Below are 16,684 nucleotides of genomic sequence, written 5' to 3' on the forward strand. Positions count from 1 at the left end.
ATGGGCCGCCTGGCACAGACCGACGGGCTGACGGACGTCCAGCAGGAGATCCTCTCGACGGTCCGTGACTTCGTCGACAAGGAGATCATCCCGGTCGCCACGGATCTGGAGCACCGGGACGAGTACCCCGCGCAGATAGTCGAGGGCCTCAAGGACCTCGGGGTGTTCGGCCTGATGATCCCGGAGGAGTACGGCGGGCTGGGTGAGTCCCTTCTCACATACGCGCTGTGCGTGGAGGAGATCGCCCGGGGCTGGATGAGCGTGTCGGGGATCATCAACACGCACTTCATCGTGGCGTACATGCTCAAGCAGCACGGCACTCAGGAACAGAAGGACTATTTCCTGCCAAAGATGGCGGCGGGGGAGATCCGGGGCGCGTTCTCGATGTCGGAGCCGGGTCTCGGCTCGGATGTGTCCGCAATCACATCGAAGGGCGTGCGGGACGGCGAGGAGTACGTCCTGAACGGCCAGAAGATGTGGCTGACGAACGGCGGCACGTCGACGCTGGTGGCGGTCCTCTGCCGGACGGACGAGGGACATCCCGAAGGCACCGCGCCGCACAAGTCGATGACGACCTTCCTGATCGAGAAGGAACCGGGGTTCGGCGAGGTCAAGCCGGGGCTGACCATCCCCGGAAAGATCGACAAAATGGGTTACAAGGGCGTCGACACCACCGAGCTGATCATGGACGGGCTGCGGGTGCCGGCCGACCGCGTGCTCGGCGGGGTCACGGGCCGGGGCTTCTATCAGATGATGGACGGCGTCGAGGTCGGCCGGGTCAATGTCGCGGCGCGTGGCTGCGGAGTCGCACAGCGTGCGTTCGAGCTCGGGGTGGCCTACGCACAACAGCGGCAAACTTTCGGAAAACCCATTGCCCAGCACCAGGCCATCCAGTTCAAACTTGCCGAAATGGGGACAAAGGTCGAAGCCGCGCATGCGATGATGGTGAATGCGGCCCGGAAGAAGGACTCGGGCCGGCGCAACGATCTCGAGGCCGGAATGGCCAAGTACCTGGCCTCCGAGTACTGCAAGGAGGTGGTCGAGGACGCGTTCCGCATCCACGGCGGATACGGGTTCTCGAAGGAATACGAGATCGAGCGCCTCTACCGAGAGGCCCCCATGCTGCTCATCGGTGAGGGAACGGCAGAGATCCAGAAAATGATCATTGGTCGCCGGCTACTCGAGGAGTACCGGATCCAGGGATAATTGTTCCGGTTAGGGGTGGTTTGGCCGAGAAGAAGATCACACCCTGTCATCGGACTTCGGCCACGGACTGGCCCTGGCGCTTAGCCAGTTGCCGGTCGCAACCGATAGCATCCCCCGAAAGCCGCCGTCCCCCAATCGTTTCGCGGCACCCTCCGCTACGAAGGTCACCCATGCCCCACAGCTCTTCCTCTGCACACCGCGACAGCCTCGCCGGCGTTCGCCTCGCGCGCGGAGCATCGCCGTGGCTCCTCCCGACCGTCGCCACGGCGGCGGTAAGCCTGACCCGCGCCCGGCGCTCCGGGCGCTGGGCCGCGCTGGCCGTGCCCACCACCGCGCTCGCGGCGGGCATGCTGTGGTTCTTCCGCGACCCCGAGCGCGACATCGCTCCGGGCCGGGTCATCTCCCCGGCCGACGGCGTGGTGCAGAGCATCATGCCGTGGAAGGACGGGCGCACCCGGGTCGCGATCTTCATGAGCCCGCTGAACGTCCACGTCAACCGGGCGCCGCTGGCCGGCACCGTGACGTCCGTCGAGCACATCCCCGGCGGGTTCGTTCCGGCGTTCAACAAGGAGAGCGAGAACAACGAGCGCGTCGTCTGGCACTTCGACACCGAGCTCGGCGACATCGAGATGGTGCAGATCGCCGGCGCCGTCGCCCGGCGCATCGTGCCCTACCTCACCGCGGACACCAAGGTGGAGCAGGGTGAGCGGATCGGCCTGATCCGCTTCGGTTCGCGCGTCGACATCTACCTCCCCGAGGGCGTCGAGGTCGCGGTCGAGGTCGGGCAGAAGACCACGGCGGGGGTGACACGCCTTGACCGTGATTGATCAAGAGGCATCGTGGGTGCCCGAGGCGGACGAGGCCGAGGACGCGGAGACCATGCCGCTGTCCACCCGGCTCTCAATAGCGGACACGCTCACACTCGGTAACGCGATCTGCGGGTTCATGGCGGTGTACTTCACCACCACCGGCGTCCTCATCCCCCACCTCACGGGGAACGAGGACGGCGGCATGGCCCGCCACAGCGCGGCCACCGCGGTCATACTGATGCTCCTCGCATCGGTCTTCGACCTCTTCGACGGGCTCGTGGCGCGCAAGCTGCGCAGCTCGGCGATGGGCGCGGAGCTGGACAACCTCTCCGACCTGATCAGCTTCGGGCTCGCCCCGGCGTACTTCGTGGTCGTGTGGGGCATGGTCGCCGACGACGCCCACCAGCGGGTGTCGGCCGTGGCCGCGGTCGTGGTGCTCCTGGCGGTCGTCCTCAGACTGGCGCGCTTCTCGTGCGTCCAGCTGCGGGACGGCATCTTCCAGGGCATGCCGAGCCCCTTCGGTGCGCTCACGGTCGTCTCGATCGTGCTGCTGGAGCTGCCCTTCGTCCCGACGCTGCTGGCGATCGTGGGCGTGGCGTGGCTGATGGTGAGCCGGGTCGAGTACCCCAAGCCGCGGGGGCGCCTCGCGGTGGCGATGCTCAGCTGGATCGTGCTCAGCATGGGCCTGCTGGCGGCCTGGGCGTTCGACGCCCCGGGCGGCGAGCTCCTCCTCCAGACGGGCTGCGCGCTCCAGGTCGTCCTGGGCGCGGTGATCCCCCTGTTCGCCACGGCGCGCCGGGTGAACACGTTCCGCGACAACCGCCGAGAGGCGAGGGCGACGCAGCTGCCGTAGCGGCGGCGTCGCGGGTGACCACGGACGGGGTGGTCCCGGAACCTTCGGGTTCGGGGACCACCCCGTCCGGCGTTTCCGGGGCGGTGGGCGGTGCGGGGTGTGCGGGGTGCGGGCGGTGTGCCCTCGCGGCGGGGGCTCGGCGATGCCCCGGCTCTCGGCAGGCGGCTCTCGCCCGAGGTGCGGTGGGCACCGCCGGACACCTCCGGTTGCGGTGGGACGGAAGAGGCCGGGCCTCTCGATCAGCGCACGCCCATGCCTCTGCCGCAGGCAGGAAGCCCCCGCCGCAACGGCGAGAAGCACTCGCGGCGCGGACCGGCGGTGCCTGCCGCGCCTCGGCCGGGAGCCGAGCCCTCCGGCTCCGAACGGGAGGGCCTGCCCTCTCGCCCCGCCGCAACGGCGAACAAGCCGCCGCCGGAGGCGCCGGCGGTGCCCGGCGGGCCGAGGCCCTCGCCCAGGGGCGAGTCCGGCCGAGAGGCCGAGAGGAAGCGGCCGCGCCGAACCCGCCGTGGCGAATATCCCCCACCGGAGGTGCCCGGTGCCGGGCTACCGCAGGCGGTCCTCCGCGATGCGTTCTGCGATGCGCTCCGCGACGCGTTCCAGCAAGGGCCCGGCAAGGGCCACGCAGCGGGACAGGTCCGGCTCCAGGGACGTCAGGGCGTACGCGCGCTCGATGCCCGCCGCGGACAGCTCCTCCGCGGACAGGGCCAGCCGGCCGCAGACGGCCACGACCGGGACACCGCGTTCGCGGGCCGCCGCGGCCACTCCGGCCGGCGCCTTGCCCCGCAGGGTCTGCGCGTCGAGGGAGCCCTCGCCGGTGATCACGAGGTCCGCGCCGGCGAGGGCGCCGGCGAAGCCGAGGACGTCGAGCATGACCTCGATGCCGGGCCGGAAGACCGCGCCGAGCCCGGCCAGCGCCCCGTATCCGAGCCCGCCCGCCGCGCCCGCCCCGGCCGCGCCCGCGAGCGCGCCGCCGTCGAGCACGGCGGCGTAGTGCGCGAGCGCGGAGTCGAGCAGGGCCACGTCGTCCGCGCCCGCGCCCTTCTGCGGGCCGTAGACGGCGGCGGCCCCCGCCGGTCCGGTCAGCGGGTTGTCGACGTCGCTCGCGAGGACGAGGTCCACGCTCCGCAGCCGGGGGTCGAGCCCCGACAGGTCGGCCGTGGCGAGGCCGGCGAGGGCCGCGCCCCCGGGCCGGACCGGCGCGCCGGACGCGTCCAGGAGCCGCGCGCCGAGCGCGCCCAGCATCCCGGCCCCGCCGTCCGTCGTGGCGCTGCCGCCGATGCCGAGGACGAGCGTGCGCGCGCCCGCGTCGAGCGCGGCCCGTACGAGCTCACCGGTCCCGTACGTGGTGGCCGTGAGCGGCGCGGGCACTCCGCCCGGCAGCCGCCGCAGCCCGGACGCCTCGGCCATCTCCACGACCGCCGTGCCGCCGCGCAGCGCGTACGCGGCGGTGACCGGCGCCCCGGTCGGACCGGTCACCCGCAGCTCGCGGCGCTCGAAGCCGGCGGCGACCGCGGCGTCGACCGTGCCGTCCCCGCCGTCCGCGACGGGCAGCGCGGCGATGTCGAGCGGCTTGCCGGCGGCGTCCGCGGACCGCCGCAGCCCGGCGGCGACGTGCCGGGCGACGTCGACGGCCGTCAGGGAGCCCTTGAACTTGTCCGGGGCGATCAGCACCCGTACGGCATCCGTCATTGCGCGCCACCCCTCGCCTACAGCCCGGCCGTGCCGCCTGGACCCTACCGGGGCGGATCCGCCGTTGCCCATGCCCGCGCGCGGCGTGCCAGTCCGCCCAATTGCGTACTCTTCCGGCCATAGTGGGGCGTCATGAGCACCCATGCGCACGATCCGTCCGACCCGCATGCCCCCGCCGCCCCGGGCGGCGGGGAGGAGCCCCCGGACGCGGCCCTGGTCGCGATCGGCGGCGCGGCGGTGCTCGCGGTCGTCGCGTGGGCGGCGCTGGGCAAGCACTCCTTCGACCGGCTGACGAAGTCGGCGCTGAACTGGGTGCTGTCCAACTTCGCCTGGCTGTTCGTGATCGCCGCGGACGTCTTCCTGGCCCTGTGCGTGGTCATCGCCGTGAGCCGCTTCGGCCGGATCCGGCTCGGCCGGGACGACGACCAGCCGGAGTTCAGCAACCTCGCGTGGATCGCGATGATGTTCAGCGCGGGCATGGGCATCGGCCTGATGTTCTACGGCGTCGGCGAGCCGCTCCTGCACTTCGTCTCCCCGCCGCCCGGCAGCGGCGTCACCGCGAACACGCCCGCCGCGGCCCGTACGGCGCTGGAGTACTCGTTCTTCCACTGGACCCTGCACCCGTGGGCCATCTACGGCATGGCGGGTCTCGCCCTCGCCTATGCGGGCTTCCGCAAGGGCCGCGGCAACCGGCTGAGCTCGGCGTTCGTCCCGCTGCTCGGCGAGGAGCGGGCGGCCGGCTGGCCGGGCCGGGTCATCGACCTGCTCGCTGTCTTCGCCACCGTGTTCGGCACGGCGACGAGCCTCGGCCTGGGCGCCCTGCAGGTGTCGAAGGGCCTCAACATCACGACCGGGGTGAAGGACACCACGGGCCTGGAGCTGGTCATCATCGGCAGCCTGTCGGCCGCGTTCGTGCTGTCGGCGTTCTCCGGGCTGCACAAGGGCGTGAAGTGGCTCAGCACGCTCAACATCGTGCTCGCCGCCTGCCTCATGCTCTTCGTCTTCCTCCTCGGCCCCACGGTCTTCGTCCTCAACACCATCCCCGCGGCCGCCGGCGGCTACCTGCACGACCTGCTGACCCTCGCGACGCGCACGGGCGCGTTCACCGACTCCCAGTGGCTCGGCGCCTGGACGATCTTCTACTGGGCGTGGTGGCTGTCCTGGGCCCCCTTCGTGGGCACGTTCATCGCCCGCATCTCGCGCGGCCGGACGATCCGCGAGTTCCTCATCGGCGTCCTGCTGGTGCCCAGCGGTGCGACGGTCGTGTGGTTCTGCGTGATGGGCGGCAGCGCCCTGCGGCTGGACATGACGGGCGCGGCCGACATGGCCGGGACCGTCAAGGACGGCGCGGAGGCGTCCCTGTTCGCCCTCCTGGACACGCTGCCGCTGGAGACGCTCACCTCGTGGATCGCGATGGCGCTGGTCATGACGTACTTCATCACCAGCGCGGACTCCGCGTCCCTCGTGATGGGCTCGCTCTCCAGCCGCGGCGCGCTGCACCCGCGGACGTGGCTGGTGGTGACGTGGGGCGTCCTGATGGCCGCGGTCGCCGCGGTCCTGCTGGTGGCCGGCGGGCTGCAGTCGCTGCAGTCGGCGACGATCCTGGTCGCCCTGCCGTTCGTGCTGGTCATGCTGGCCCTGTGCTGGTCGCTGATGTCGGAGCTGCGCGAGGACCCCGGGGCGGGACCGGCCCGGCACCACGCGATGCACGGCCTGCGGGACGCGCTGCGGACGATGGTCGGCGACGCGATCGAGGAGCAGGCCCCGGGCCCGGTGCGCCACCCGCGGCTGCGCCGGGTCGCGGACAGCGTCCGCGACCGCGACGACGACGCGCGGGGCGGCGGCGGGGTGTAGCTGGACGGGGCTGGACGAGGGCTAGACGGTCTTCACCGTGCCGCCGTCGATGACGTGGTCCGCGCCGGTGATGTTGGCCGCCACGTCGGAGAGCAGGAAGGTGATGAGCGCCGCGACCTCGCCGGGCTCGGTGATCCGCGGGCCATGCCGAACCGCCCCGGGAGCTGCTCCAGGAACTCGGCGTGGCCGACGCCGGCCGCGGCGGCCGCCTTGCCGCCGAACCCCTCCGGGTCCTCCCAGATCGCGGTGCGGACCACGCCCGGCGAGACGGTGTTGACGCGTACGCCCTTCGGCCCGAACTCCTCGGACAGGGACTTGCCGAAGGCGGTGAGCGCCGCCTTGGCCACGCTGTACGCGACGGGGCCGGCGTAGATCTTTTTGACCTGTAGGTCAATTACTGGGGAAGGGCTGCTGCACGGGTGGCCCGCCATGGGGACGGGGCGGGCCACCGACGCTTGTCAGGTGGAGGGAACGGGCTGGCAGACAGCGAAGACGCGCAGGTCGATGGCGGTGGGGCTCGTGTTGTTCACGCCCACCAGGTAGGCGTTCTCGATGACGCTCGGGTACGCGTCGAGCTTCTCCAGGGCGCCGATCCGGCTGCCGGGCTGGACGTAGCCGCCGCCGACGATCCGGGTGCCGGCGGGGCAGACGGGGCTGCGGAGTTGCTGGTCGCGGGAGAGGGGCGGCACGGAGTGGTCCTGGACGACGGTCAGCGGGAGGCCCGTGGTGCCGGGGATGCCTTGCGGGCCCGTGGGTCCCTGGGGGCCCGCGGGGCCTGCCGGACCGGCGGGGCCGGGGGCGCCGGGTTCGCCCTTGGGGCCGACCGGGCCCACGGGACCAGAGGGGCCGCTCGGGCCGGTGGGTCCCGTGGGGCCGGTCGGCCCGGCGGGGCCTGCGGTTCCGGCGGGACCGACGGGTCCGGCCGGGCCGGTGGCTCCGGGGTCTCCCTTGGCCCCCTGCGGACCGATCGGCCCTGTCGGGCCGGTTGCCCCGGTGGCTCCGGCAGGACCCGCGGGTCCCGCGGGCCCGGTGGGGCCGCTCGGGCCGGCGGGCCCTGCGGGGCCGATCGCACCGGGGTCGCCCCGGTCGCCTTTGGGGCCGAGGGGGCCGCCGGGGCCGGCCGGTCCTACGGGTCCGGTGGGGCCGGAAGGTCCTGCGGATCCGGTAGGGCCGGTGGGGCCCGCGGGTCCGGCGGGGCCCACCGGTCCTGACGGCCCCGCGGGCCCTACGGGCCCGGTGGGGCCTGCCTCGCCCCGGTCGCCCTTGGGCCCGGCGGGGCCTGCCGCCCCGACCGGTCCGACGGGTCCCACCGGACCGGCAGGCCCACCGGGCCCGACCGCCCCCACGGGCCCCGCGGGCCCAGCAGGCCCGGTGACCCCCGGATCCCCTTGCTCTCCCCTGGGCCCCACAGGCCCGGCAGGCCCCATGGGCCCACTGGGCCCGACGGGCCCGACGGGACCTCCGGGCGGCCCGGCGGGACCGGCGGGACCTGTGAGTCCAGGGGGGCCAGCAGGGCCAACGGGCCCCGGGAGCCCGGCGGGACCAGCGGGACCAGCGGGTCCGACGAGACCGGCGGGTCCGGCGGGTCCGGCGGGTCCGGCGGGTCCGGCGGGTCCGGCGGGTCCGGCGGGTCCGGCGGGTCCGGCGGGTCCGGCGGGTCCGGCGGGTCCGGCGGGTCCGGCAGGGCCTACGGCACCGGGGTCGCCCTTGTCGCCCTTCACTCCGGGAGGCCCAGGAGGACCGGCAGCCCCCGGATCACCCTTGTCGCCTTTGGCTCCGGCAGCCCCGGGAGGACCGACGGGCCCGACCGGACCGGCGGGACCCGTAGCTCCCGGATCACCCTTCTCACCCTTGGCGCCGACAGGCCCGGGAGGGCCGGCAGGCCCGACGAGTCCGGGCGGCCCGACAGGTCCCACGGCGCCCGGATCGCCTTTGTCCCCCTTGGCACCGGCAGGGCCCGGCGGCCCGATGGGCCCCGCAGGCCCCTTATCACCCTGAGGCCCGGCGGGCCCGGCAGCACCCACGGCACCCGGGGCACCAGCAGGACCCACAGCCCCCGGATCACCCTTCTCACCCTTGGCGCCGACGGGGCCAGGCGGGCCGACAAGACCCCCCTCACCAGCGGGCCCGGGAGGGCCGGCAGGGCCTACGGCGCCCGGATCCCCCTTGTCCCCCTTGGCGCCGGCAACGCCAGGAGGGCCGGCAGGGCCGATTCCCCCGGGCGGGCCCGCCGGACCGGCAGGGCCCAGGGCGCCCGGAGCACCCTTCGCACCCTCGGCTCCGGCGGGGCCCGTCGCGCCGGGATCTCCTTTGTCCCCCTTCTCCCCCTTCGCCCCCGGCCCGCCCGGAGGGCCCGGCGGGCCCGCCGGACCGGCGGCTCCCGGGGCGCCCTTGGCCCCCGGGTCGCCCTTGGCGCCGGGAGCGCCCGGAGGGCCCACGATGCCGGGCGGCCCAGGGGGCCCGACTGGCCCCGCGGGCCCCTTGCCTCCCTGCGGCCCCGCAGGCCCGACCGCCCCCGGACGCCCCGGAGGCCCCGGAGGCCCCGCCGGGCCGGGCCGCCCCGCCGGGCCCGGGCGGCCCGGGCGGCCCGGGTCGCCCTTCGGGCCCTGTGGTCCCGGCGGCCCCGGCGGCCCGAGGCCGCCGTGGGAGCCGCCCGAGCCCCCGTGACCGCCACCCCGGCACGGCGGCACCTGCCCGAACGCCCGTACGTAGCGGGCGCTCATCCAGCCCCGCCCGCCGACGAGCCGGTACCAGAGGCGGTCCCCGTCCACCCGTTCCCCGGCCGCCTTGCAGCCGATGCTCACCCGCTCCCCCGGGCCGTAACTCCCCACGACCGGCGCGGAGGTCGAAGGCGCCTTCCGCACCTTCTGGCCGAACCGCGAGATCACCTTGCCCGGCACCCCCGCGGCCCTGCCCCCTCCACCCGCAGGAACCGGCACCGGCACCGAAGCAGACGTGACCGCGGACGCCCCGCCCCCGCCCGCCGACGCGCAGAAGGCGATCAGCGCACCCAGCGCGACCGCACCACGCCGGGCCACGAAGGCCCCGGCCCGTCTCCGAATTAGCGACATATCGCTCCCTTCACTCCAAGGGACCCGGAGCGGCCAGAGCAACACACAGACGAGCCCGCACCCGAGAGGCGAGCCCGCTTCTTGACCCGGTTGCCGCCGTTTCCTTCACCCCCACGAGCGAGCGCCGCGCCTATAAAACGACTCCATCGGAACGAATATCCGGGAAGTCGATAAATCGTCTTGAACTTCCCCCCTCCCCCCTCACGCCCTCCAGGCGCCGAAAATGTCGATAGATCTCCACCAAAAACCCATTCGCCGCACCCCCACCCGCTCCGTACGCTCACGCCATGACCAGCGGTAACGACAGCAGCAACAACAGCGGCGGCGGCAAGAAGCGCCCCCTCGTGGCGATCCTCAGCGGCGCCGGCATCTCGACGGACTCCGGAATCCCCGACTACCGCGGCCCGGACGGCGTGTGGCGCCGCGACCCGGAGGCCGAGAAGCTCGTCACGTACGCGTACTACATGTCCGACCCGGAGATCCGCCGCCGTTCCTGGCTCATGCGGCGCGACGGACCCGCCCTGCGCGCCCGCCCGAACGCCGCGCACGAGGCCGTGGCGCGACTGGAGAAGGCGGGCGTGCCCGTACGCGTCATCACACAGAACGTCGACGGGCTGCACCAGATGGCGGGGATGCCGGAGCGGAAGGTCCTCGAACTGCACGGCACGGCGCGGGCGGTGCAGTGCACCCGCTGCAAGGCGCGCTCCAGCATGGAGGCGGCGCTGGAGCGCGTGGCGGCGGGCGACCCGGACCCGGCGTGCGAGACCTGCGGCGGCATCCTGAAGTCGGCCACGGTGATGTTCGGCGAGGGGCTGGACCCGCAGGTGCTCGGCGAGGCCGTGGCCGTGACCAAGGCGTGCGAGGTGTTCATCGCGGTCGGCACGAGCCTCCAGGTGCACCCCGCCGCGTCCCTGGCTGGGCTGGCGGCCGACCACGGCGCGCGGCTGATCATCGTCAACGCGGAGCCGACGCCGTACGACGACCGGGCCGACGAGCTGGTGCGCGAGCCGATCGGGACGGCGCTTCCGGCACTGCTGGAGCGGATCACCGCGGGGTAGCCCGACGCGCGTCAAGGAAAAGTTGACAAGAGGCATGGCGTCAAGGAAAGGTTGACGCCATGATCGATTCGTCGCGGTCAACGACCGCCGCACAGTCCCCCCTTGCCGGCACCGCACTCGGACTGCTGCTCTGCGCCATCGCCCTGATCACGCTCGCCCTGGGGCTCGCCGAGGACCTCGGCACCCCGGCGTTCCTCGCCCTCATCGGCGCCGAACTCGCCCTCACCGCGTGCATGGGCACCCTCTTCGGCACCGTACGGGCGCAGCGCACCGCCGACACCGAGCAGCAGCAGCGCGACGAGGCGGCCCTCGACGCCCTGGAGCCGCTGCGCGAAGGCGGGCAGCGATGAGCGACGCTCCGCAGGTCCGGCTCACCCTGGAGGAATACGCCCGCATCCGCGAGGGCATCGCGAGCGCCGTCCTCGGCGCCCCCAAGGGCCTCGCCGAGTCGCTGGAGCACGACCCGGAGGGCTATCTGCGCCTGGTGGCCGCCACCCGGACCGGCGCCGAGGAGACGAGCCGGCTGCTGCGCGAGGCCGTGCAGGGCGCGCGGGCCGCGGGGCACAGCTGGGACACCATCGGCCGCCTGCTGGGGGTGAGCCGGCAGGCCGCGCAGCAGCGCTTCGCCACCAAGGACGCCAAGGCCCCCGAAGCGTCCCCCGAGCGCCGGATCCTGACCCCGCTCACCGCGTTCAACGAGATGTCCGCCCTCGCCGAGGCGGGCCTGGACCGCTGGGAGCTGGTCGACTTCGGCCCGCTGTACCACGCGGTGGAGGCGTCCGACCGGCAGTGGGAGTACCGCCGCGTCACGCTGGCGGTCGCCGGGCGCAAGCGGCGCATGGAGGCGGACGGCTGGACCGAGGTCGGCAACGGCTATTTCCCGTGGAGCTACTTCAAGCGCCCCCTGACGGACGGCTGACCGGAATCCCCCCCCCCGCCCGTCAACGACGGTTGACACGGCGCCTTTGTCATCCTAGGTTGACACCATGGCCGGAACGGATGCGAAGGACGCGGTCGGCACCACCGAGGCCGCCATGGACAGCGATCCCCACGTGGGGCTGCAGGCCGTCGCCGCGCTGCGGCGGCTCGTCGAGCGCCTGGAGGCGCTCCAGGTCGACAGCGCGCGCCGGCAGGGCTGGTCCTGGGAGGAGATCGGGGCCGCGCTCGGGGTCAGCAGGCAGGCAGTGCACAAGAAACACGCCAGGAGGTAGGCATGTTCGAGCGGTTCACCCGAGATGCACGTGTCGCCGTCGTACAGGCGCAGGAGGAGGCCCGCATGCTGGGCCACGCGTGGATCGGCAGCGAGCACCTGCTGCTCGGTGTGCTCGGTCAGGCCGGCGCCCCCGTGGTCGCCGTGCTGGCCCGGTTCGGGATCACGCCGGAGGCGTGCCGGGGCGCGCTGGCGCCCGCCGGTCCTCTCGGCACGGGCGACGCGGAGGCGCTGCGCGCGTTCGGCATCGACCTGGAGGCCGTACGGGCCCGGGCGGAGGACACCTTCGGGCCCGGGGCGCTGGACCGGCCCGGCCCTCCCGGGGAGCGGCGGCGGATCCTGCCCTTCGGTGGGCGCCGTCGCCGGGACGAACCCGGCCGGACGGGCCACATCCCCTTCACGCCCCGCGCGAAGAAGGCCCTGGAGCGCTCGCTGCGCGAGGCCCTCGCCCGCAAGGAGCGCCACATCGGCGCGGAACACGTCGTCCTGGGCGTCCTCGACCCGGACGACAAGGTGACGGCGGGCGTGCTGCGGAAGCTGGGGACCGACACCGCCACCGTGCGGAACGGGATCCTGCAGGAGCTTCCCCGAGCGGCGTAGCCCTTCCGGCGGAATGCGCACCCCCTGGCCCGCCCCGGCCGGACTACCCCTTCCGCAGCCTCCGCCACACCGCCTTCGCCGCGTGGTGCCCGCACATGCCGTGGACGCCCGGCCCCGGCGGGGTGGCCGAGGAGCACAGGAAGACGGCCGGGTGGGCCGTCGCGTACGGCACGCGGGCGAGCTTGGGCCGGATGATCAGGCGCAGGCCGGCCACGGAGCCGATGGCGAAGTCCCCGCCCACGTAGTTGGCGTTGCGGGCGGCCAGCTGCGGGGGGCCGGCCGTGGCGCGGGCCAGGACCAGGTCGCGGAAGCCGGGCGCGAACCGCTCGATCTGCCGCTCGATCACCTCGGTGGCGTCGCCCTCCCAGCCGCTCGGCACGTGCCCGTACACCCAGAACGTGTGCTTGCCCTCGGGTGCGCGGGTGGGGTCGGCGAGGCTGGGCTGGGCGGTGATGAGGAAGGGCACCGAGGGGTCGCGGCCGTGCAGCGCGGCGTCGAGGGCCGCGTCGATCTCGCCGTACGTGGGGCCGATGTGGACCGTCCCGGCGCGGCGCGCGGCCTCCGACGTCCACGGCACGGGACCCGACAGCGCGTAATCGATCTTGAAGACGCTGGGTCCGTAGCGGTAGCCGCGGTAGGCGTCGCCGAGGCCGGCGATCCGGGCGAGGGCGGTGGGCGAGGTGTCGAACACGTAGGCGCGGGCGGGCGGCAGGTCGTCCAGCCGCTTGACCTCGAAGCCGGTGTGCACGCTGCCGCCGCACGCGCGCAGGTACGAGGCGAGGGCGTCGGCGATGGCCTGGGAGCCGCCGCGCGGCACCGGCCAGCCGCCCGCGTGCGCGGCGAGCGCGAAGACCAGGGCCATGCCGCCCGTGCCGATGCCGGTGAGGGGACCGATGCCGTGCGCGGCCAGCCCGGCGAACAGGGCCTGCGCCTTCTCGTCGTGGAAGCGGCGGGTGAGCAGGGCCGCGGGCTGGACGCCGGCCAGGCCGAACCGTGCGTAGAGGACGGGATCGCGCGGCAGCCCGTCCCACTGGGTGCGCAGGAAGTCGGCCGCGATCGCCCCCCACTTGCCGTGGAAGGGCTCGACGAGCCGGCGGTAGGCGCCGGCGTCGCGCGGGCCGAGCGAGTGCGCCGTCTCCCCCACGCTGTGGGAGAGGACGGCGGCCGTGCCGTCGGGGAAGGGATGCGCCATGGGCAGCCCGGGGTGCACCCATTCCAGGCCGTGGCGGTCGAGCGGCATCGCGGCGAAGGCCGGGGAGCCGGCGCCGAGCGGGTGCACGGCGGAGCACGGGTCGTGCCGGAAGCCGGGGAGCGTGAGCTCCTCGGTCCGCGCGCCGCCGCCGACGGCGCCGGCGGCCTCGAAGACCTCCACCGACAGGCCGCGGCGGGCCAGCTCCACAGCGGCGGTGAGCCCATTGGGCCCGGCGCCTACGACGACAGCGTCGAGCATGGTCGGCACCGGACGCCACTCCCCTCGTCCTCGAAACACACCGGACCCGGTCACCGGATCCGTTCTCGGGATCAGCCGGCGGACGCCAGCAGCCCCAGGATATGACGGAGCGTCGCCTCGTCCCGCGCGGCGGCGAACGGGAGCGCGTTGCCGCCGGCTATGCGGAAGGGCTCGCCGGCGACGGTCCCGCTCGCGCCGCCCGCCTCGGCGACGAGCAGCAGGCCCGCGGCGTGGTCCCAGGCGTTCTCCCAGCTGAAGGCGAGGCCGTCGATGCTGCCCCGGGCCACGTTCAGGTATTCGAGGCCGGCCGAGCCGCAGGGGCGCGGTGCGACGCCCTCGGTGGCGAGCGCCGCGAGGACGCGCTTCTGCTCGTCGTCGGTGAAGTCGTAGTGGGAGATCGCCACTTCGAGGACCTTGCCGGGGGCGGGCGAGCCGGTCTTCAGCGGCTCGCCGTTGAGCGCGGCCCCGGCGCCGCGGCGGGCGACGGCCATCAGGTCGAGCGCGGGCGCGTACGTCCAGGAGGCGAGGAGCTCGCCGCGGTGGGCGAGGCAGACGAGGGTCGCGAAGCCGGGCTCGCCGCGCACGAACTGGCGGGTGCCGTCGACGGGGTCGACGATCCACACGGGCGCGTCGCCGCCGAGCGCGGCGAGCACGCCCGCATCCGCGTGCACGGCCTCCTCGCCGACGACGACCGAGCCGGGCAGCAGGGCGGTGAGCGAGGCCGTGAGGTGCTCCTCCGCGCGCCGGTCGGCGACCGTGACGAGGTCGTGCGGGCCGTTCTTCTCGACGATCTCGTCCGCGGCGAGCTGCCGGAAGCGGGGCATGATCTCGGCGGCGGCCGCCTTGCGCACCGCCTCCTCGACGTCGGTCAGGTCACCTGCGAGAAAGTCTTCGAGCATGTGTCCATCGAACCACGCCCCACCGACAACCGGTGACGGCCCGGCGTGCCCCGGGCGTCCCCCCGGTGAACGCGGGCCGCAAGGCAGGCCGCCACGGCCTCACGGGCCCCACCGCCCCCGGCGTCCGGTCAGCGGCCCACCGCGTACCCCTGCATGCCGCGCGGGTTGGCGGCCGCCGACAGCACGCCCGTCCGCGGGTCCCGGGCCACCGCACACAGCCGCCCCTCCGACCACGCCTCCCCCACCGTCACCCGGTGGCCCCGCCGCCGCAGCTCCCCGATCGCGCGCTCGCCGAGGCGCCGTTCGACGACGACCGAGCCGGGCGCCATGGCGCGCGGGTGGAAGGAGCCGGGGAAGGACTCGTGGTGCCAGTTGGGGGCGTCGATCGCGCCCTGCAGGTCGAGGCCGCCGCGCACGGGCGGGCGCAGGGCGACGGCGAGGAAGAAGTGCAGCTGCCACTGGTCCTGCTGGTCGCCGCCGGGCGTGCCGAAGGCGAGGACGGGCTCGCCGTCGCGCAGGGCCAGCGACGGGGTCAGGGTGGTGCGCGGCCGGCGTCCGGGGGTCAGGGAGTTGGGGAGCCCGGGTTCGAGCCAGGCCATCTGCAGCCGGGTGCCGAGGGGGAAGCCGAGCCCGGGGACGACGGGGTTGGACTGCAGCCAGCCGCCGCTGGGCGTCGCCGAGATCATGTTGCCCCAGCGGTCGACGACGTCGAGGTGGCAGGTGTCGCCGCGGGTCGCGCCGCTGACGGTGACGGTCGGCTCGCCCGCGCCCGCCGCCGGCGCCGGAGCGGTGCGCGCCGCGGCGGCGACGGCGTGCCGGGCCAGCCGCGGGCCGCGGCCCCCGGGGCTGCCGGGGCGCAGCTCGTACGAGGCGAGGTCGCCGATCAGGGCGCGGCGGGCGGAGTTGTAGCCCTCGGAGAGCAGGTCCTTCAGGGGGACGTCGGCGGCGTCGCCGTACCAGGCCTCGCGGTCGGCCATGGCGAGCTTGCTGCCCTCGATGAGGGTGTGGACGTACTCGGGGGTGCCGTACTCCGGCGGGCCGTCGAGCAGGGCGAGCTGCTGGAGCAGGACCGGCCCCTGCGACCAGGGGCCGGGCTTGCAGACGGTCCAGCCGTTCCAGTCGTGGCGGGCCGGCTCCTCGTACCCGGCGCGGAAGCCGGCGAGGTCGTCGCCGGTGAGGGGCGCGGTGTGGCGTTCGCCGGAGGTGTCGAGGGTGGGGCGGGCCGCGGCGGCGACGAGGGCCTCGGCGACGAAGCCCTCGCGCCACACGCGGCGGGCCGCGTCGATGCGCTGTTCCCGGCTGCCGCCGGCGGCCTCGGCCTCGGCGATCAGACGGCGCCAGGTGGCGGCGAGCGCGGGGTTGCGCAGGAGCGTGCCGGGGGCCGGCGGGCGGCCGCCGGGCAGGTAGACCTCGGCCGAGGACGTCCACTCGGTCTCGAAGATCCGCCGGACGGTGGCGACGGTCCGGCCGATGGCCTCGACGGGGGCGTGGCCGTGCTCGGCGTAGCCGATGGCGTACGACAGGACGTCGGCGAGCGGCTTGGTGCCGTGGTCGCGCAGGAGCAGCATCCAGGCGTCGAACGCGCCGGGGACGGCGGCCGCCAGGGGGCCGGTGCCGGGGACGAGGTCGAGGCCGAGCGAGGTGTAGTGCTCGATGGTCGCGCCGCGCGGCGCCGGCCCCTGCCCGGCGAGGACCCGCACCGGACCGCCGGCCGGCGCGAACACCGCCGGCACCTCTCCGGCCGGACCGTTCATGTGCGGCTCGACGACGTGCAGGACGAAGCCCGCGGCGACCGCCGCGTCGAAGGCGTTGCCGCCGCTCTCCAGGACGGCCATCGCGGACTGCGACGCGAGCCAGTGGGTGGACGACACCATGCCGAAGGTGCCCTGCAGGGTGGGCCGGGTGGTGAACATGGCGTCCATGACGTCAGACCGGACCGCAGGTGCGCAAGGGCTCGTGGGTGCGTCCCGGGGGCGGCACGGCGA

General features: G+C 74.5%; 14 protein-coding genes and 2 pseudogenes. 9 read left to right on the forward strand and 7 right to left on the reverse strand.

What is annotated here, in order from left to right; genetic code table 11:
• The 3 genes from ACOTKD_RS19945 to pssA all read left to right on the forward strand — a co-directional run bounded on the left by ACOTKD_RS19945 (nt 1) and on the right by pssA (nt 2,868).
• A complete protein-coding gene (locus ACOTKD_RS19945) occupies nt 1–1,206 on the forward strand; it encodes an acyl-CoA dehydrogenase family protein (protein ID WP_424890323.1) in 1,206 nt (401 codons plus the stop codon).
• Nucleotides 1,207–1,376: 170 nt separating this feature from the next.
• The gene (locus ACOTKD_RS19950) at nt 1,377–2,033 is read left to right on the forward strand and encodes a phosphatidylserine decarboxylase (RefSeq protein ID WP_424890324.1); all 657 of its coding nucleotides are present in this window, start codon (nt 1,377–1,379) and stop codon (nt 2,031–2,033) included.
• Nucleotides 2,020–2,868 carry a CDP-diacylglycerol--serine O-phosphatidyltransferase gene (gene pssA / locus ACOTKD_RS19955; RefSeq protein ID WP_030367825.1) on the forward strand — a complete coding sequence of 283 codons (849 nt, stop codon included), beginning with the start codon at nt 2,020–2,022 and terminating at the stop codon, nt 2,866–2,868. The genes ACOTKD_RS19950 and pssA overlap by 14 nt, the downstream gene beginning before the upstream one ends.
• A 543-nt stretch (nt 2,869–3,411) precedes the next feature.
• Here the strand turns inward: pssA and ACOTKD_RS19960 are convergent.
• The gene (locus ACOTKD_RS19960) at nt 3,412–4,557 is read right to left on the reverse strand and encodes a glycerate kinase (protein WP_424890325.1); all 1,146 of its coding nucleotides are present in this window, start codon (nt 4,555–4,557) and stop codon (nt 3,412–3,414) included.
• Nucleotides 4,558–4,689: 132 nt separating this feature from the next.
• On the opposite strand from ACOTKD_RS19960, the gene ACOTKD_RS19965 reads away from it, so the two are divergent.
• On the forward strand, nt 4,690–6,411 hold the full coding sequence (locus tag ACOTKD_RS19965; protein WP_424890326.1) for a BCCT family transporter: 1,722 nt from the start codon (nt 4,690–4,692) through the stop codon (nt 6,409–6,411).
• Between the two features lie 21 nt (nt 6,412–6,432).
• Here ACOTKD_RS19965 and ACOTKD_RS19970 read toward each other — a convergent pair.
• The 3 genes and pseudogenes from ACOTKD_RS19970 to ACOTKD_RS19980 form a co-directional block, all read right to left on the reverse strand.
• Nucleotides 6,433–6,779 (reverse strand): annotated as a pseudogene (locus ACOTKD_RS19970) (SDR family oxidoreductase); the annotation flags it as partial.
• Nucleotides 6,780–6,869: 90 nt separating this feature from the next.
• The gene (locus tag ACOTKD_RS19975; RefSeq protein WP_424890507.1) at nt 6,870–7,244 is read right to left on the reverse strand and encodes a hypothetical protein; all 375 of its coding nucleotides are present in this window, start codon (nt 7,242–7,244) and stop codon (nt 6,870–6,872) included.
• 1,884 nt (nt 7,245–9,128) lie between these two features.
• Nucleotides 9,129–9,482, reverse strand: a pseudogene (locus ACOTKD_RS19980) (SH3 domain-containing protein); the annotation flags it as partial.
• A gap of 287 nt (nt 9,483–9,769) precedes the next feature.
• Between ACOTKD_RS19980 and ACOTKD_RS19985 the strand changes: the two are divergent.
• The 5 genes from ACOTKD_RS19985 (at nt 9,770) to ACOTKD_RS20005 (ending at nt 12,350) form a co-directional block, all read left to right on the forward strand.
• Nucleotides 9,770–10,540, forward strand: a complete 771-nt coding sequence (locus ACOTKD_RS19985) for an SIR2 family NAD-dependent protein deacylase (RefSeq protein WP_424890327.1) — start codon at nt 9,770–9,772, stop codon at nt 10,538–10,540.
• Between the two features lie 59 nt (nt 10,541–10,599).
• A complete protein-coding gene (locus tag ACOTKD_RS19990) occupies nt 10,600–10,890 on the forward strand; it encodes a hypothetical protein (protein ID WP_424890328.1) in 291 nt (96 codons plus the stop codon).
• Nucleotides 10,887–11,459 carry a hypothetical protein gene (locus ACOTKD_RS19995; protein WP_424890329.1) on the forward strand — a complete coding sequence of 191 codons (573 nt, stop codon included), beginning with the start codon at nt 10,887–10,889 and terminating at the stop codon, nt 11,457–11,459. Before ACOTKD_RS19990 ends, ACOTKD_RS19995 begins: the two co-directional genes overlap by 4 nt.
• 67 nt (nt 11,460–11,526) lie before the next feature.
• Nucleotides 11,527–11,751, forward strand: coding sequence for a hypothetical protein (locus ACOTKD_RS20000; protein WP_424890330.1), 225 nt, complete (start codon nt 11,527–11,529; stop codon nt 11,749–11,751).
• A gap of 2 nt (nt 11,752–11,753) precedes the next feature.
• Nucleotides 11,754–12,350: a Clp protease N-terminal domain-containing protein gene (locus ACOTKD_RS20005; protein WP_424890331.1), complete on the forward strand. Its 597-nt coding sequence runs from the start codon at nt 11,754–11,756 to the stop codon at nt 12,348–12,350.
• A 43-nt stretch (nt 12,351–12,393) separates the two neighbouring features.
• On the opposite strand, the gene ACOTKD_RS20010 is transcribed toward ACOTKD_RS20005, so the two are convergent.
• From ACOTKD_RS20010 to ACOTKD_RS20020, 3 genes are all read right to left on the reverse strand, one after another.
• Nucleotides 12,394–13,800, reverse strand: coding sequence for a phytoene desaturase family protein (locus ACOTKD_RS20010; protein ID WP_424890332.1), 1,407 nt, complete (start codon nt 13,798–13,800; stop codon nt 12,394–12,396).
• Between the two features lie 71 nt (nt 13,801–13,871).
• Nucleotides 13,872–14,699 carry an inositol monophosphatase family protein gene (locus ACOTKD_RS20015; RefSeq protein WP_424890333.1) on the reverse strand — a complete coding sequence of 276 codons (828 nt, stop codon included), beginning with the start codon at nt 14,697–14,699 and terminating at the stop codon, nt 13,872–13,874.
• A gap of 128 nt (nt 14,700–14,827) precedes the next feature.
• Nucleotides 14,828–16,612, reverse strand: a complete 1,785-nt coding sequence (locus tag ACOTKD_RS20020) for a gamma-glutamyltransferase family protein (protein WP_424890498.1) — start codon at nt 16,610–16,612, stop codon at nt 14,828–14,830.
• Nucleotides 16,613–16,684: the final 72 nt, after the last annotated feature.

Origin of the sequence: Streptomyces sp. XH2, assembly GCF_049725035.1 — a bacterium.
GTDB classification, from domain to species: domain Bacteria; phylum Actinomycetota; class Actinomycetes; order Streptomycetales; family Streptomycetaceae; genus Streptomyces; species Streptomyces roseoverticillatus.